We start from the raw sequence: 16,444 nt of genomic DNA on the forward strand, positions 1-16,444 counted from the left end.
ATCTTCAGGCTGTCATTCGCTCCAGTTCATCGAGTATCCGGGTAAGGGCGACTCTCGCCGGTGCGGAGGTTGTCTCTGCATCTTCCTCAGGATCACCACCCCCAGCTTCGACGATTGTGCGCGGCATTTGTATGCCGTCGCGTGTTTCGACGATGGCTCTCGTCATTTCCGATACCAGGACGTCGATATTGAATGGCTTCGACACGAAGCCGTTCATGCCGGCCGCCCGATAAGTGTCGCTGTGCCCGGCCATCGCATGCGCGGTGAGGGCGACGATCGGAATGTCGTGCCAGGGTTCGTCCGAGGCGCGGATGACCTTGGTGGCCTGAATGCCGTCCATGAGCGGCATCTGCACATCCATCAGCACGATGTCGAAGCGTTCCTCGCGGAGTTTACGTATTGCCTCCACGCCATTTTCGGCGATGACCAGTTCGTGGCCAAGCCGCTCCATGACCGCGGCCATGAGCTTCCTGTTCACCGGTTGATCTTCCGCGAGAAGAACTTTCAATAGCCCGAGGTTAGCGGGATGGGTGACCGTTTCGCTGCCACCGGACGCCGCGTTCGCCGATGCTGCGGATTGCGTCACGCGCACAGGGAGGCGGACGATGAACGTGCTGCCTTCATCCTCCGCGCTTTCGACCTCGACCGTCCCGTTCATCAACGTCACGAGTTCACGCGTGATTGCAAGGCCCAGACCTGTACCGCCATAGGTGCGGGAGATGGACGAGTCGGCCTGTTGAAAGCGGGTGAAGAGCCGCGGCAGCATGGTCTTGGGAATGCCGATGCCGGTATCGCGCACCTTGTAGATGAGCTCGGCCATGCCGGGCTCGCGAAGGGAGTGAACGGCCAGTGAGACGTTTATCTCTCCTTTCGGCGTAAATTTGATGGCATTGCCGATGAGGTTGAACAGAATCTGACGCAAACGTGTGGGGTCGCTGACGACCTGCGCCGGAATGTCACCTGCGCAATCCTTCGTCAGCGTCAGTCGTTTTTCGGCCGCGTTGGGCCGCAGCACTTCCACCACCGTTTCGAGAATTCCGGTGGGTGATGTCGGGCCGCAATCGAGGTCGAGTTTACCAGCTTCGAGTTTCGAGAGGTCGAGAATGTCATTCAGAATCGTCAGCAGGCATTCGCCGGATTCACGAATCGTCGAGACGCGATCGCGTTGCTGCTCGGTCAGTTCCTCCGAGAGCAGCAGGTCCGCCATGCCGATTACACCGTTCATCGGTGTTCGCAGCTCGTGGCTCATCGTTGCGAGAAAGGCGGATTTCGCGCGATTTGCGTTCTCGGCGGCTTCTTTGGCAACGGATAGGTCGTGCGCGGCGTCTGCCAGTTTCACGCGCTCCTGTTCGAGCTGCATCGATGTGTGCTGAAGGTCGAGGATGCGGTCCTGCAGTTCAAGCTGGCTGCGCTTCAGCTTGATTTCCGTTTGCTTCGTCTGGGTGATATCCGTTTCGACGACGATGTAATTGCGGATCGTTCCGCGCTTGTCGCGGATCGGCCGTACCTCGACAGAGGCCCAGTATTGTCGGCCCTGTTTGGTCAGGCTGATCGTCTCGACATTGCGGGATTCGCCGTCTGCGGCGGACTCCGCGAGAATTTTCAATGCGCCCGCACCCGGGTGGTGGCCCAGGATTTCCGCCGGGCGACGCCCTCCCACATCGGAATGGATGAAGCCCGTCATACGGGCAAAGCCCGCATTGCTCCAGAGGATGACGCCGGTGCGGTCGGCAATGAGCACACCTGCATCCGTGCCGTTGGCAACGAGAGCAAGACGTTCGTTTTCCCTCAGACTGTATTGGAGACGTCCGAAGACCTGTGCGAAAAGGCCTGAGAGGTCGTCGATTTCGCCCTTTGGAATATGGGTGGGTGGCTCGAACCGGCCGCGTCCGCTTGCTCGCACGGCCGTCGCAAGCCGCTCAATGGGGCCGATCACCGCTTGGTGTAAAAGAACGAATAGCGCCGCCATGAGAACGATGGTCGTGACGACGCGACGGAACAACGAGGCGAGAATGGAAGCCTTGAGGTCCGCGCGTGCAGGACGCAGATCGACGAAACTTACTGTACCCAATTCTTCGCCTGGAACGGCAGCAGCATAGACCCAGCCGTCGATACCCCCGAAGGCCATCTCGAAACTCTGCGGACGAGCCAGGATGAAGCTTGCATTGATCGCAGTGCGAACTTCCGGATCGGTGAGGAATTTCTGCGTGTCGGGAATGCGCGCTTCGTCCTCGCCGGTCAACACGCGTCCGGCGGTATCGGTCAGGTAGATGGCAAGAACGTCATCGTTCCATATCGCCTCGCGCCGGACGGCCTGCGCTGCTTCGACGGGGCCGAAATCGTCATCGAGCCTGGAGCGCATCGCGAGGTGATCGCTGATTGCGGCGGCGCGCTGTTCGACATTTGCGAACATCACGTCGCGCAGCTGATAATAGTCGATGAGAGACTGGAAGGCGGTAATGACCAGAAGCAGCGTCAGCATCTTCAGCGCGAGAGCGCGCGCCGTTGGCCCGACCAGCGAGCGCAGCAAGTGATGAATGAAAGCGCTGCTTATGACCTTGCGCATAGACGTGCGTGTCCTGCCGGAATTCCGGCCCGCAAATGTTGAGGCCTCTCCCGGCCACATCACCCTTTCGGATACGAGCCTTGTCATAACAGCGTGAGGGTTAATAGGCGGCTAAAGCCTCCATTTCGGCACCCCGTTGAAGCCCCCGTTTTCGAACTCTTTTAATCTTTTGAGATTTGGGCGCGCTGAGGCGTTTGGCGGCATGCGCATGTCGTCAATGCAGGCTAGGGTGACAGCATTGTTCTTCCTGATGAGGCCAACGGGATAATTCATGTCGATCCGCAATCTCGATCTTATGTATGCCCCGAAATCGGTCGCTCTCCTGGGCGCAAGTGCCAGGAAGGGCTCGGTCGGGAACGTCCTTCTCCGTAATCTTCTGGCGGGCGGGCTGCCGGGGCCTGTCTGGGCGGTGAACCCGAAGGGCGGGCAGATGGAGGGCGTAGACGTCTTCAAGGATGTCGCCAGCTTGCCGGAGGCACCGGATCTCGCAGTCATTGCGACGCCGCCCCAGACCGTGCCGGGCCTTGTCGATGAACTCGGCAAACGGGGCACCAAGGCCGCTGTCGTCATTACGGCCGGCTTTGGCGAGCTTGGCGAAGAGGGCCGAGCTCTTCAGGCGAAGATGCTTGAAGCGGCAAAACCTTATCTCCTGCGCATTGCCGGGCCGAACTGCATCGGCATTGCCGCGCCTGGAAACGGGCTCAACGCCTCCTTCGTTCATGTGCCGCCGGAAAAGGGCAATGTCGCCTTTGTTTCGCAGTCGGGTGCTGTCGTTACCGCCGTTCTGGACTGGGCATCGAGCCGCGGCATCGGTTTCTCGCACATCGCCTCGATCGGTGGCATGGCCGATGTCGATTTCGGCGACATGCTCGATTATCTCGCCGCCGATCCGAAGACAAAAAGCATCCTGCTCTATATCGAATCCGTCACCGATGCGCGCAAGTTCATGTCGGCGGGCCGGCAGGCCGCACGTCTGAAGCCCGTCATCGTCATCAAGTCCGGCCGTCACGAGGCGGGCGCGAAGGCCGCGGCTTCGCATACGGGTGCGCTCGCCGGATCGGACGCTGTCTATCAGGCTGCCTTCCGGCGCGCGGGCATGTTGCGCGAGCTCGGCATCGAGGATCTCTTCGAGGCGGTGGAAACGCTTTCCGCCCGCTCCGAGCGCCGCCCGATCCTGGGCGATCGCCTCGGCATTCTCACCAATGGCGGTGGCGTTGGTGTCCTCGCGACCGACTTTCTGATCGATGAAGGCGGGCGGCTTGCGGAAATCTCGAAGGAAACCATCGCCGCGCTCGACGCTGTCCTGCCGCGCACATGGAGCCATGCCAATCCCGTCGACATCATCGGGGATGCGGGGGCCGAGCGTTACGCGCATGGCATGGAAGCCTTGCTTCAGGACAAGGGTGTCGATGCCGTTCTCGTCATGAACTGTCCGACGGCGGTGGTGAACAATCTGTCTGCCGCACAGGCAGTCATCAAGGCTGCAGAGGGGTCCAGCAAGCCCGTTTTCACGAACTGGCTCGGCGACAAGGGTGCGCGCGATGCCCGTCAAGCCTTTCAGGCGCATCGTATTCCGACATATGATACGCCGACAGGCGCGGTGCGCGCTTTCATGCTTCATGTCAGGCATGACAGGAACCAGCGCCTTCTCCTCGAAATTCCGCCTGCCGGACCGGCGCAGCCGATGCGCGACCTTGCAAAAGCACGCTCGCTTGTCGAAACGGCGCTATCGGAGAAGCGAGAATGGTTGAGCGAAGCGGAAGCAAAATCGCTGCTCGCCGCCTATGGTATTCCGGTGGTCGATACGCGCATCGTGTCCTCTGCCTCGGAAGCGGCGAAGGTCGCGGATGAAATCGGCTATCCCGTCGCACTCAAGATTCTTTCGCCCGATATCACCCACAAGAGCGATGTCGGCGGCGTGGCGCTCGGCCTGGAAAGCGCGGAGGCGGTGGAGGAGGCGGCTTCGCGTATGGTTGCACGGATTACACATCTCCGCCCGGCTGCCGACCTCGAAGGTTTCACCGTGCAGCAGATGGTGAGCAAGTCCGATGCCTTTGAACTCATTCTCGGCATCGTGGACGATGTGACCTTCGGCCCGGTCATTCTTTTTGGACAAGGCGGCACGGCGGTGGAGGTCGTGCGCGACAAGGCGATGGCCTTGCCGCCGCTAAATCGTACGCTGGCGCAAGATCTCATCTCCCGCACTCGCGTGGCGCGCCTTCTGGAAGGCTATCGCGGGCGCCCGCCCGCCGACCTTGCCGGCATCGAAACGGCGCTTATGGCGCTGGGCGATATTGCGGCGGACAATCCGGAAGTCGCCGAACTCGATATCAATCCGCTCTGGGCGGACGAAAAAGGGGTGATCGCGCTCGATGCGCGGGTGCGTATCCTTCCCGCCAAGAGCAAGGGCACGGCGCGTTTCGCGATCCGCCCTTATCCCACCTCGCTTGAAGGCAAGGTCGAGGACCGGGAAGGCCATGTTTATCCGCTTCGTCCGATCAAGCCCGAGGATGCGGCGCTTATCGATGAGTTGCTGGAACATACGGACCCCGAAGACGTGCGGCTGCGCTTCCTGTCGCCGCTTCGCAAGCTGCCGCGTCAGCTCGCCGCGCGTCTCACCCAGATCGATTATGACCGCGAGATGGCGTTCGTCGTTTTTGCGGATGAGAGCCGCGTGGAGGTGGTAGGCGTCGGCCGGCTTTCGGAAGACCCGGACCGGGAGCGCGCGGAGTTCGCGATCCTTGTGCGCAGCGACTTGCATGGCCACGGGCTTGGCTATTCGCTGATGCAGGAGCTCATCGCCTATGGCCGCCGCCGGGGTATTGGCGAAATCTTCGGTCATGTGCTGCGGGAAAATCGCGGCATGCTCAATGTCTGCGATGATCTCGGCTTCACCCGCCATGCGATCGAGGGCGATCCGACACTGCTCGAAACGCGGCTCAAGCTTTCCTGAGAAAGCGGGGAGACGGAAAAAGGGGCGCCGGATGGGCGCCCCTTCGCATTTGCGCGGCGGACTTGTCAGTCGGCGGCGGTCGCCAGCGCGCCTTCGAGTGTTTTCGTACCCGATGCCGGGGCCGAAATCTCGATCCGGCGCGGCTTCAGCGCTTCGGGCACGCGGCGTACGAGGTCCACATGAAGAAGCCCGTTTTCGAGATGGGCGCCGCTCACCTCCACATGGTCGGCGAGCTGGAAGCGGCGTTCGAAGCTGCGTCCGGCAATACCGCGATGGAGATAGTTGGTCTCTTCGCTCTCCGCGCGCTTGCCGCTGATCGTGAGAACATTCTGCTTCACCTCGATGTCGAGATCGTCCTGGCCGAAGCCGGCGACCGCGAGGGTAATGCGGTAGTCGTTCTCGCTGGTGCGTTCGATGTTATAGGGCGGATAGGTGGGTGCCGTTTCCTGCGTCACGGAATCGAGCAGCGACTGGAGTTGGTCGAAGCCGACGGTCGAACGGTAAAGGGGAGAAAAGTCGAATCCACGCATGTTCACATCCTCGTTCAAAGCGATGTTATCGAAAGGGGGCGTCAGCATTTCACCGCCTGATGGCCGGTGGCTCACGTCCCTCCGGGCCCGTCTCTCCGGCTCCCGGCTCCATTTATTTGGGAATTTCGCGTTCCCGCTTCAAGATGGGTATAAGGTCTCGAAAAGCGGCTTCTGCCGCCGGTTTCGGAGGGGGAAGATCATGAGGCATATGTTTTCCAGCCTGCTTCTGGGGGCAGCGCTTGTGCTGGGCGGCGCGGCGCAGGCCGAAGACATGGGCACCATCCGCCTGGGCGCCGCCGTCTCGCTCACAGGAAAATATTCCTCGAATGGCGCCTTCACGCGCAATGGCTACGACCTTGCCGTGAAACGCATCAACGAGGAGGGGGGCGTCACCGTCGAGGGCAAGTCCTACAAGCTCGAGATCGTCTATTACGACGACGAGTCAACGCCGGCCCGCGGCGCGCAGCTTGTCGAGCGGCTGATCCAGCAGGATGGCGTGAAGTACCTTCTCGGGCCCTATTCGTCGGGCCTCACGGAAGCGATTGCGCCCGTGACCGAGAAATACGGCGTGCCGATGGTCGAGGCGAATGGCGCCGCCGTGTCGCTTTTCCGGAAGAACTACCGTTATCTCTTCGCCGTTCTCTCCACCACGGACCAGTATCTGCGCGGCGCGGTCGATCTTGCAGCGAAAGTCCATGACGACCCCTCGAAGGTTCGCGTCGCGATGGCCTTCGAAAACGATCCCTTCTCGCAGGATGTGCGCGAAGGCGTCATGGAGGACACGGCGAAGCACGGCATGAAGGTCGTGATCGACGACAAGCTGCCGCCGGAACTCAACGACATGTCGGCGACGCTCACCAAGGCGAAGGTGCTGAAGCCCGACCTTCTGCTGCTTTCCGGCCATGACAAGGGCGCGGCGCTGGCCGTGCGTCAGGTCGCGGACCAACGGCTCAACCTGCCGATGATGGCGCTCACGCATTGCGACAGCGCACAGATCGCGGAAAAGTTCGGCGCTGCCGCCGAATACACGCTCTGCGCCGCGCAATGGGCGTCGACCCTGAAATATGCGGATGAGCTTTTCGGCAGCGCTGCCGACTATGCGATTCTCTATGAAGAGACCTATGGCCATACCGCGCCTTACCAGGCGGCCGAATCGAGTGCGGCGGTGCAGGTGTTTGCTGATGCCTTTGAGCGCGCCGGGTCTCTCGATCCGGCGGTCGTGCGCGACGCGCTGTCGGCCACGGACATGATGACGTTCTACGGCCCCATAAAATTCGACGAGACAGGAAAAAATGTCTCCAAGCCCACCGTTCTCTTTCAGGTGCAGGACGGCAATTACGTCGTGGTCTATCCGCAGGAATTTGCCGAGGCAGACTTCATCTGGCCGACGCCTGAATGGTCCGAGCGCTGATGCCGAGGGAAAACCTTGCTCGATAATCTGTCACTCTCCTTCCAGTATCCGTCGCTTGCGGCCGATGTCATCCTGAACGGGCTTCTCATCGGCGCGATCTTCGCGCTCGCCGCCTATGGGATGGCGCTGGTCTGGGGCGTGCTCAACATCGTCAATGTCGTGCAGGGCGAGCTTGTCGTGCTGGGCGGCTATGTCACCTTTCTGGCCGTGCAGGCGGGATTGCCGCCTCTTCTCGGCTTGCCGCTTTCGGCGGTGGTCATGTTCTGCGTTGGCTGGATTATCTACCGCGCGATTATCTTTCGTGTGGTCGACAAGGACATCTTCATTTCCATTCTCGCGACTTTCGGCCTCTCGATCCTGTTCCAGCAGCTTGCGAACGCCGTTTTCGGTTCGGATGTGCGCACCGTCGATGCGGGCCTCGGCTCGCTCCACCTCTTCGATGGCACGGTCACGCTCTCCTATGTGAAGCTCCTCGCCTTTCTCCTCGCGCTCGGGGCGGGTCTGCTGCTCTGGATCTTCCTCCGCCATGCCCGTCTCGGACAGGCGATCCGCGCCACGGCGCAAAACCCGCGCGCTGCACGTATCCTCGGCATCGATACGAACCGCGTCTATGCCATGACCTATGCGCTTAATGGCGCGCTATGCGGTGCAGCGGGCAGCCTCGCCGTCATGGCCTGGACGATCCATCCCTATATCGGCCTGCCCTATACGGTTCGCTCCTTCATGGTTGTCGTGGTCGCGGGCGTCGGCAATGTCGCGGGCGTCGTTGCTGCCGGGCTCGGCCTCGGCGCGCTTGAAAATGTCGCGGGCTTCGTCTTCGGCGTCGAATTCCAGATCGCTTTCGTGTTTGCGCTGATGGTCGTCATTCTCGTCTGGCGCAATGCGATGGCCGCGCGCAAGCGGGGCTATCTCGAATGAACCGTCTCTTCACTCTGCGTTTGAACGACTGGCAGATTGCCGCGGTGCTGGCCTTTCTCGGTCTTGCCGGGCCGTTTCTCTTGCCCGGCCTTGCAACGCAGATTGCCTTTCTCTGGCTCATGGTCGTCTTCGCGCTCACCTGGGACATGCTGGGCGGGCGCATGGGCTACAATTCCTTCGGCAATATCGTCTTCTTCGGCATTGGCTGTTATGCCGCTGCCGTCGTGCAGCGCGATGCGGGGTTCGCCTATTTCGAGGGGCTTGGGCTCGGCCTTCTCGCGGGCGCCTGCCTTGCCGTTCTGGCGGCGGTCGTCTTCGGGGCGGCCATGCTTGGCATTCGCGGGCATTACTTTGCGATCGGCACACTCGGCCTCGGCATTGCGGCAGGGGAAATCGCGGCAGGCTGGGATTATGTCGGAGCTGGCTCCGGAATGGCCTTGCCGCTTTATCCGGGCGCGCTCGGGCAACGGGAAATCTTCTTCTGCTATTCGCTCTTCGTGCTTGCCGCGATCTGCTTTCTTCTCTTTCGCTGGATCTATTCGACGCGCTTCGGCCTTGCGCTCAATGCGATCCGCGACGACCACGACAAGGCGGATGCGATGGGGCTTCGCACCACGCCGATCAAGATTTTCGCCTGGGCGCTTTCCGCGTTGTTTCTCGGTATCTCGGGCGGGCTCGCCGCCAACATGATCGGCTTCATCGACCCGCGCGATGTCGCCTTCGCGGGCGCGACCTTCGGCGTCTGGATGGTTCTGATGGCGATACTCGGCGGCAAGGGCACACTCTGGGGGCCTGTCCTTGGCGCTTTCGTGTTCCATGTGACGCAGGAACTTTTCTGGACCTATCTGCTTGGCTGGCAGCGCGTTGCGCTCGGCCTGCTCATCGTCGTCATCGTCGTCTTCTTTCCGCAGGGCATCATGGGCTGGCTTGCCGAGCGGCGTGCGAGGGCACTCTCATGAGCGCGCTTCTCGAAGTGAAAAATGTCACCAAGAGTTTCGGCGGCGTCGTTGCGAACCGCGATGTTTCGCTCATTGTTCGGCAGGGCGAGATCGCCGGGCTCATCGGTCCGAACGGGTCGGGCAAGACAACGCTTTTCGGTTCCATCACCGGCACCCATGCTGTCGATAGCGGCGATATCCTGTTTGAGGGCCGTTCCATCGCGCATCTGCGTCCCGCGCCCATCGCGAGGGCGGGGCTTTTGCGTACCTGGCAGCAGACGCGCGTCTATGGCGAAATGTCCTGCGCAGAAAACATGACGATCAGTGCGCGCGAGGCGCAGGGCCATGTGTTTTCGCTGCTCCGGCCCGTGCCCGCCGCCACGCGCCGCCGGGGCGACGATCTGCTCGCCTTTGTCGGGCTCCATGAGAAGCGGATGGAAAAGGCGGGAAGCCTCAGCTTCGGCCAGCAGAAGCTGCTCGAATTTGCGATGGCGCTGATGAACGAGCCGAAGCTCCTCCTGCTCGACGAACCGACGGCGGGCATCAACCCGACGCTGATCAACGGTCTGATCGATCGTCTCCGCCGCGCGAATACCGAGCTCGGTGTGACGCTGCTCGTCATCGAACATAATATGCGCGTCATCATGAACCTGGCGCATCGCATCACCTGTCTTGCGTATGGTGAAGTGCTTGCGGCGGGTACGCCGGAGGAGGTGCGCGACGACAAGCGCGTCCTCGATGCCTATCTCGGGGTGGCATGATGGCCGATGAAAAGGAAAAGAGTCTCGCAGGCGGTTACGGCGAGGGAACGGTCGACACCGTTCTCTCGGTTGGTGATGTGGCGCGCGAGGCTGAAGCCATGGCGCGCGCCGTCCCGCGCGAGGAAATTGCGGCGCTCGCAGAAGGCTCGCCGCTTCTCACGCTCGATGCGCTTCATGCCGGTTACGGCGCAATGGAAATCCTGCACGGGATCGATCTTGCCGTCGGTGCCGGGCAAAGTCTCTGCCTTGTCGGGCCGAACGGGGCGGGCAAATCCACCGTGCTTCATTCGATTTTCGGCTTCACGAAAATCTCGTCCGGTCGCGTCTTCGTTTCGGGGCGCGACATTACGAAACTTTCCCCAAGCGAGAAGCTCCGCGATGCGGGCATCGCCTATATCCTTCAGGATAATTCGGTCTTCCCGGACATGACGGTTGAGGAGAACCTGCTGATGGGCGGTTATCTGCTCGCCGATCAGGCGAAAGCACGGGAAGCAGCGGAGCGCATCTTCGCGCGTTATGACCGTCTGGCGAAGCGCCGCTCGGAGCGCGCCCGCGTTCTCTCCGGTGGCGAACGGCGTCTGCTCGAAATCAGCCGGGCGCTCATCATGGACCCGAAGGTGCTGCTGGTAGACGAACCCTCCATCGGCCTCGAACCGCGCATGATCGACATGGTCTTCGAAATTCTCGGTGACCTGCAAAGGGCGCAGGGCAAAACCATCGTCATGGTCGAGCAAAATGCAAAGCGCGGGCTCGATTTTGCCGATACCGGGTATGTCCTGGTGTCTGGCCGCGTCGCGCTTGCGGGGCGCGGCGACGCACTTCTGGAAAACCCGGATGTAGGCCGCCTCTTCCTCGGCGGCTGACCTTCCAAAATCCGCAGAAATCCTCATCCGAACCTGAACACCAGATGAACGGCGCGGCCATGAGCCGTTCAGTCGTTGGCGGGCATTCTTTGCGCGAATACGGGGTCGAGCGATTGGAAGGACAAAATGATGAACAAGTTTGTTGTTTCGGCCAGTCTCGCCGCAGCCCTCGGCTTTGCCTTCCCGGCCGCCGCGAGCGCGGTGACACTGGCATCCGCAGTCACTGTGCATGCCGGTACGCAGGTCGAACTGGCGCATGGCTCCAGGCACTATCACGGGCATCGCCGCCATTACGCACCTCCGCCGCGTGTGGTGCATCGCTATCATCACCGGCAGGTAAGGCCCTGGACGCATTGGCGGCCTTATGTGGTGCAGCACCACTATCACAGCTTCGGTGCGCCGGTTTACTACTCGTCGCATCCGACCTATGGGCCCTATTACCGGGTACGCGCGCATGACCGTTCCGATGTCGCGATCTGGCTCGGCATCAGCGCGATCACTGGCGCCATTCTCTTCTCGAACTACTAACTTCGAGGGGGAGCAAGAGGAAAGGCCCCGTATCGGGAGGTGCGGGGCCTTTCTGCTTTCCGTTATGTCCGTTTCAGGGCCGCATCGTCGTCCTGTAGGGGCCAAGCTCGATGGCGCGGCGCGGCTCCACCCAGTCGAGCCAGTCGCAGAGTTTCGCGCGTGTTTCGCGCGGGTCGATCAGCTCATGTACGGAAAAGCCTTCCGCACGAGGGAAAGGCGACTGCCCCGCCGCGAGCTTTTCTTCGAGTTCCGCGCGCAAGGCTTCGGGGTCGTCCGCCGCCGCGATCTGGCGCGCAAAGGCAACCGCCACGCCGCCTTCCACGGGCAGTGCGCCTGTCACCGCGCTCGGCCAGGAAAGCACATAGCCCTCCGGCCCGAAATGCGCAGCACCCGCGACGCCGAAGACCTTGTGCACGATCACGCTTGCCCAAGGCACACGGCTCTGCATCACCGCTGCGATCGCTGCCGTGCCGTGGCGGATGGTCGCCGCCTTTTCGGAGGCTGAGCCGATCATGAAGCCCGGCTCGTCCACGAAAGAGAGGATCGGCAGATTGAAGGTGTTGCACATGTCTGCGAAACGGCGGAGCTTCTGCGCCGCCTGCGCGGTCATCGCGCCCGCATAAAAGTGGCAGTCATTCGCGATCACACCGACGCTCTTGCCGCTCATGCGCGCAAGCCCGGTGATGAGAGAGGGGCCGAAGCGTCGCGTCATCTCGAAGAAGCTGCCCTTGTCGACGACCGCCTTCACCACCTTGCGCATGTTGAAGGGCTTGCGCCTGTCTCTCGGCACGATGTCGCGCAGGCTTTCCTCTTCCCGGTCGCGCGGATCGTCCGTTTCGATGTCGGCCGGCCGCTGCCATACATTGTCCGGCATGTAGGAGAGGAAGCGCGCGATTTCCTTCAGCGCCTCTTCCTCGTTCGCCGCCACATTGTCGATGACGCCGGAGCGCGAATGAATGTCCGAGCCGCCCAGTTCTTCCTTGGTCAGGTTTTCGTCAAGCGCGCGGGCGACCACTTTCGGACCGGCGATCAGCACCTGCGCGTCTTCCGCCATCACCGAGAAATGCGAGGCGACGAGCCGCGCGGCGGGCATGCCCGCCACGGCACCGAGCGCCGCCGTCGCCACAGGCACTTCGCCCAGCACCTGCGCGATGGAGCGGAAACGCGGCGTCGAGAAAACGGGGTCGCCGAGCGGCCGCGCATTTCCCTTGCCAGCGGAACCGGCGACCGAGCCGCCGCCGCCTTCGTGAAGCCGCACCAGTGGCACCTTGTAGGTGAGCGCCAGTTCCTCGGCATAGACGCTCTTGCGGAGCCCCGCCGGGTTCGGCGAGCCGCCCTTCATGGTGAAGTCCTCGCCGCCGACCGCGATCCGCCGCCCGTTTACCTTGGCAAAGCCGAGCACGTAGTTCGCCGGCTCGAAATCGACGAGATTTCCCTCCTCGTCGAAATGCGGCACGCCCGCGCCTTCGCCCAGTTCCTGAAAAGATTTCTCGTCGGCCAGTGCCGCGATCCGCTCGCGCACGGTGAGGCGGCCCTTCTCGTGGTGCCGTTTCACGGCTTCCTCGCCGCCCTGACGCTTCGCGAGGTCGCGGCGGCGCCTGATTTCGTCGGTTTCCTTTTCCCAGCTCATGACCTGGCGGTCCTCCCTGTCGCGAAGCCGGAACCCTAAAGGAAATCGGTTTCAGCCCAAAGCCTGTTGGGCGGAGCAAAACGGATGTTATGATCGGACAAAACGAGGCAAGGGACGGAAATCATATGGCAAGCGGCAAGGGCGAGACGCTTACGGCCGGCCCGCTAAAGGCAGCGGAGGACGAGATCGAGGCAATCCTCAAATCGACGCTCGCAGGCGGCGGTTCGCTCGGCGCGGTGCTGAAATTCGTGCATCCCGGCGCGGGCGTCGTCGTCATTGACGGCACGAAGACGCCGAACGAGGTTCACCGTCGCGACATGCCCGCCGATTGCACGGTTCATGTCGACCCGATGCTCAATCTCGCGATTTTCCAGCGGCATATCGACCAGAACACGGCCTTCCGGCAGGGCCGTATCCGCATCGTCGGCGATGTTTCCGTCGTTGCCCGGCTTCGCCCGATCATGCTCCGGCAGTCGCATGCGACGGAAGACGGGTTTCGCGAGTGAGCGCCCCTGTCATCCTCATTCCGGAGAACCCGATGCCGGAAGGCGGCGAGGCCTTCTGGCTGAAGACAGCCGATGGCGCGCGTCTGCGCTACCTCACATGGAAAAATGATGCCGCACCGCGCGGTACAGTGTTTCTGTTTGGCGGGCGAACGGAATTTGCCGAAAAATATTTCGAGGTGATCGGCGAGTTGCGCGCGCGCGGTTTTGCCGTCGCAACGCTCGACTGGCGCGGGCAAGGCCTTTCGGACCGTCCGCTCGCAGACGGCCGCAAGGGGTACATTGCCGACTTCGATATTTTCGACCGCGATCTCGCATGTTTCATGCGCGAGGTGGCGCCGTCATTCCCAAAACCGTGGACGGCGCTCGCGCATTCGATGGGCGGACAGATCGTGTTGCGTGCGCTTCACGATCAACCCGGCTGGTTTTCGCATGCCGTCTTCTCCGCGCCGATGTTCGGGCTCAATTTTCCGAAATGGGTGGAGCGGAGCATCCGCACCATGGTCAACCTTTATCATGTGCTCAGCCAGGATGAGCGTTATTTGCCGGGCAGCAGCGCGAAGTCGAATGACGAAATTCCCTTCGAGGAGAACCTCCTGACCCATGACGAGCGGCGCTATGAAATCCTGCAGGCGCTGACGCGGGCGGAGCCGAGGCTCGGTCTCGGCGGGGCGACGGTGGGCTGGCTTCATGCTGCCTTCCGCGCGATGGATCAGTCGGCGGCACCCGCCTATCTCGCCGATGTGAAAGTGCCTGTCCTCATTTTTGAGGCCGCGAAGGACAAGCTGGTCTCGCCGCGCTCTCTTTCCCATGCTGCCGCGCATATGCCAGAGGCAACGCTTGTCGTCGTGCCTCATGCGAACCACGAAATTCTGATCGAGCGCGACGCCGCGCGCGCCGTCTTCTGGGAGGCCTTCGACAATTTCATGAAGGCAGGCTGAGGCGTCAGCCCTTCGCCGCGCCTTCGAGAATCTTCAGCGCCTGTTCGTGCAGCTCACCATTCGCGGCCGCCACCACCTGCCCGCCATTCTGGGCGTCGCCGCCAGCCCAGTTCGTCACCACGCCGCCTGCATTCTCGATCACGGGGATCAGCGCCTGAATGTCATAGGGCTGGAGCCCGCTTTCGATGACGAGGTCGAGCGTGCCCGCCGCCAGCAGGCAATAGAAATAGCAGTCGCCGCCAAAGCGCCGCAGCCGCACCCTGGATGAAATCTCACGGAAGGCTGCTTTCTCGTCCTCAACGTCGAACATGGCCGGGTCGGTATTGCCGAGCAGCGCTTCTTCGAGCTTCGTGCAGGCGCTGGTCTTGAGGGGCTTCGTGCCCATCGGGCAGATCAGCTCGCTGCCGCCGGGTCGTCCGACAAAGCGTTCGCCGATATAGGGCTGGTCCATCAGGCCGATCACGGGCCGCTCGCCGTCGTTCAGCGCGATCAGCGTTCCCCAGAGCGGCACGCCCGAGATGAAGCTCCTTGTGCCGTCGATGGGATCGAGCACCCAGGTGAGCGGGCTCGTGCCCGTTTCCTTGCCGTGCTCCTCGCCGAAGATGCCGTGGTCCGGGTAGCGTTCGCCGATCAGCTTGCGGATCGCCGCCTCGCCGTCGCGGTCGGCCGCCGTCACAGGATCGAAGGCGAAATTGCCGCGCTTGTTGTCGACCGCAAGCCCGGAGCGGAAGTGCGGCAGCGTCACCGCCGCTGCGGCGTCGGCAAGATCGAGCGCGAAGCTTGCCAGTTCGTCAATTTCCTGGGGGTCGAGCATGAAGGCCTCTTTGTGAACAGCCGGCATATTGGAGCCCGTGACCGCGCTAGTCCAGCCGGTAAACCCGCTTCGCCGTGTCGTGAAAGAGGTTCTGTTTTTCGCTCTCGCTGAAGCCCCTGGCGATCTTTTTGAAAGCGTTCCACAAGACGCCATAGGAGCAGGAGAGCTTGTCGACGGGGAAGTTGCTTTCAAACATGCACCGCTCCGGCCCGAAGACGTCGATCGAATGGAGATACCAGTTGCGCGTTGCCTCCACGAGTTCATCCGATGTCGGCGGCAGGTTGCGCTTGTGCCAGCCGAAACCGTTCACCGCCATGTTGATGCCGCCGAGCTTGGCGACGACGTTCGGGCAGGCGGCGAGTTCGCTCACATCCTTCTTCCACTGTTCGAAGATTTCGCCGCGCTTGCCGCTATATGGGCCGATGCCCAGCGGTCCGCCGAAATGATCGAAGACGATCCGTGTGCCGGGATGGTCGCGTGCAAGTTCCGTCAGTTCCGGGATCTGATGATGATAGAGCCAGGCGTCGAAGGAAAGCCCGTAGCTTTCGAGGCGCGCGAAGCCCTCGCGGAAGGAGGGCAGGCCGAGCAAACCCTTGGGCGGCGCGGTATGCGAGGCGCGGATGTCGGGGTTCGGGTCGAAGGCGGCGGCGTGGCGGATGCCGCGAAACCGGTCCGGCGCGCGCGCGATATGTGCGTTCAGCACTTCGTCCACGGCATTACCGAGACGCAGATCCGCAAAGCCGACAATGCCTGCGGCAACGCGTGTGTCGCCGAAACCGCCGCTCGCCGATTTCGCGGCGATGCCGTTTACATATTCGGTTTCGCCGAGAGGCTTCAGCGCCTCGGGTCCGCCGTCGCGATACATCGCCTTGCATTCGACGAAGACGGTCTGGCGGATGTTATGGCCTTGCGCCAGGTCCGCCAGGATCTCGTCGAGTTCGTAGCGCGATCCGGGATGGTCCCAGAGATGATGATGCGGATCGATGATCGGAAGCTCCGGCTCAAGCGCCTCTTCCTTCACCTTTGCCAGCCAATCCGGGTTCCCGGCCATGTATCTCTCCTCCCTCGTTTATTTTGCGGGAAGAGTG

Annotated in this window: 14 protein-coding genes; 9 read left to right on the forward strand and 5 right to left on the reverse strand. The window is 62.0% G+C overall.

Annotated features, from left to right (window positions below):
* Nucleotides 1–4: 4 nt before the first annotated feature.
* Nucleotides 5–2,566 carry an ATP-binding protein gene (locus ABJO61_RS01065; RefSeq protein WP_348323619.1) on the reverse strand — a complete coding sequence of 854 codons (2,562 nt, stop codon included), beginning with the start codon at nucleotides 2,564–2,566 and terminating at the stop codon, nucleotides 5–7.
* Nucleotides 2,567–2,837: 271 nt separating this feature from the next.
* Here ABJO61_RS01065 and ABJO61_RS01070 point away from each other — a divergent pair, with 271 nt between their 5' ends.
* On the forward strand, nucleotides 2,838–5,519 hold the full coding sequence (locus ABJO61_RS01070) for a bifunctional acetate--CoA ligase family protein/GNAT family N-acetyltransferase (RefSeq protein ID WP_348323621.1): 2,682 nt from the start codon (nucleotides 2,838–2,840) through the stop codon (nucleotides 5,517–5,519).
* Between the two features lie 65 nt (nucleotides 5,520–5,584).
* Here the strand turns inward: ABJO61_RS01070 and ABJO61_RS01075 are convergent, their stop codons facing one another.
* On the reverse strand, nucleotides 5,585–6,049 hold the full coding sequence (locus tag ABJO61_RS01075) for an Hsp20 family protein (protein WP_348323622.1): 465 nt from the start codon (nucleotides 6,047–6,049) through the stop codon (nucleotides 5,585–5,587).
* A 199-nt stretch (nucleotides 6,050–6,248) separates the two neighbouring features.
* Between ABJO61_RS01075 and ABJO61_RS01080 the strand changes: the two genes are divergently transcribed.
* The 6 genes from ABJO61_RS01080 (at nucleotide 6,249) to ABJO61_RS01105 (ending at nucleotide 11,468) form a co-directional block, all read left to right on the forward strand.
* Complete coding sequence (locus ABJO61_RS01080; RefSeq protein ID WP_348323624.1) at nucleotides 6,249–7,460, forward strand: amino acid ABC transporter substrate-binding protein; 1,212 nt, start codon at nucleotides 6,249–6,251, stop codon at nucleotides 7,458–7,460.
* 15 nt (nucleotides 7,461–7,475) lie between these two features.
* A complete protein-coding gene (locus tag ABJO61_RS01085; RefSeq protein WP_348323626.1) occupies nucleotides 7,476–8,378 on the forward strand; it encodes a branched-chain amino acid ABC transporter permease in 903 nt (300 codons plus the stop codon).
* Nucleotides 8,375–9,337, forward strand: a complete 963-nt coding sequence (locus ABJO61_RS01090; RefSeq protein ID WP_348323628.1) for a branched-chain amino acid ABC transporter permease — start codon at nucleotides 8,375–8,377, stop codon at nucleotides 9,335–9,337. The genes ABJO61_RS01085 and ABJO61_RS01090 overlap by 4 nt, the downstream gene beginning before the upstream one ends.
* On the forward strand, nucleotides 9,334–10,077 hold the full coding sequence (locus tag ABJO61_RS01095) for an ABC transporter ATP-binding protein (protein WP_348323629.1): 744 nt from the start codon (nucleotides 9,334–9,336) through the stop codon (nucleotides 10,075–10,077). Before ABJO61_RS01090 ends, ABJO61_RS01095 begins: the two co-directional genes overlap by 4 nt.
* Nucleotides 10,077–10,940, forward strand: a complete 864-nt coding sequence (locus tag ABJO61_RS01100; RefSeq protein WP_348330622.1) for an ABC transporter ATP-binding protein — start codon at nucleotides 10,077–10,079, stop codon at nucleotides 10,938–10,940. Before ABJO61_RS01095 ends, ABJO61_RS01100 begins: the two co-directional genes overlap by 1 nt.
* A 126-nt stretch (nucleotides 10,941–11,066) precedes the next feature.
* Nucleotides 11,067–11,468: a hypothetical protein gene (locus ABJO61_RS01105; protein WP_348323633.1), complete on the forward strand. Its 402-nt coding sequence runs from the start codon at nucleotides 11,067–11,069 to the stop codon at nucleotides 11,466–11,468.
* Nucleotides 11,469–11,541: 73 nt separating this feature from the next.
* Here ABJO61_RS01105 and ABJO61_RS01110 read toward each other — a convergent pair whose 3' ends face one another.
* The gene (locus ABJO61_RS01110; RefSeq protein ID WP_348323635.1) at nucleotides 11,542–13,098 is read right to left on the reverse strand and encodes a carboxyl transferase domain-containing protein; all 1,557 of its coding nucleotides are present in this window, start codon (nucleotides 13,096–13,098) and stop codon (nucleotides 11,542–11,544) included.
* Nucleotides 13,099–13,223: 125 nt separating this feature from the next.
* Here ABJO61_RS01110 and ABJO61_RS01115 point away from each other — a divergent pair, with 125 nt between their 5' ends.
* Together ABJO61_RS01115 and ABJO61_RS01120 are read left to right on the forward strand one after the other, a co-directional pair.
* Complete coding sequence (locus ABJO61_RS01115; protein ID WP_348323637.1) at nucleotides 13,224–13,604, forward strand: SCP2 sterol-binding domain-containing protein; 381 nt, start codon at nucleotides 13,224–13,226, stop codon at nucleotides 13,602–13,604.
* Nucleotides 13,601–14,542: an alpha/beta hydrolase gene (locus ABJO61_RS01120; RefSeq protein WP_348323639.1), complete on the forward strand. Its 942-nt coding sequence runs from the start codon at nucleotides 13,601–13,603 to the stop codon at nucleotides 14,540–14,542. The genes ABJO61_RS01115 and ABJO61_RS01120 overlap by 4 nt, the downstream gene beginning before the upstream one ends.
* A gap of 4 nt (nucleotides 14,543–14,546) precedes the next feature.
* Here the strand turns inward: ABJO61_RS01120 and hisN are convergent, their stop codons facing one another.
* Together hisN and ABJO61_RS01130 are read right to left on the reverse strand one after the other, a co-directional pair.
* Nucleotides 14,547–15,356, reverse strand: a complete 810-nt coding sequence (gene hisN, locus ABJO61_RS01125; RefSeq protein WP_348323641.1) for a histidinol-phosphatase — start codon at nucleotides 15,354–15,356, stop codon at nucleotides 14,547–14,549.
* Between the two features lie 46 nt (nucleotides 15,357–15,402).
* The gene (locus ABJO61_RS01130; protein ID WP_348323643.1) at nucleotides 15,403–16,407 is read right to left on the reverse strand and encodes an amidohydrolase family protein; all 1,005 of its coding nucleotides are present in this window, start codon (nucleotides 16,405–16,407) and stop codon (nucleotides 15,403–15,405) included.
* Nucleotides 16,408–16,444 lie beyond the last annotated feature (37 nt).

Source organism: Parvibaculum sp., assembly GCF_039973015.1.
GTDB lineage: Bacteria > Pseudomonadota > Alphaproteobacteria > Parvibaculales > Parvibaculaceae > Parvibaculum.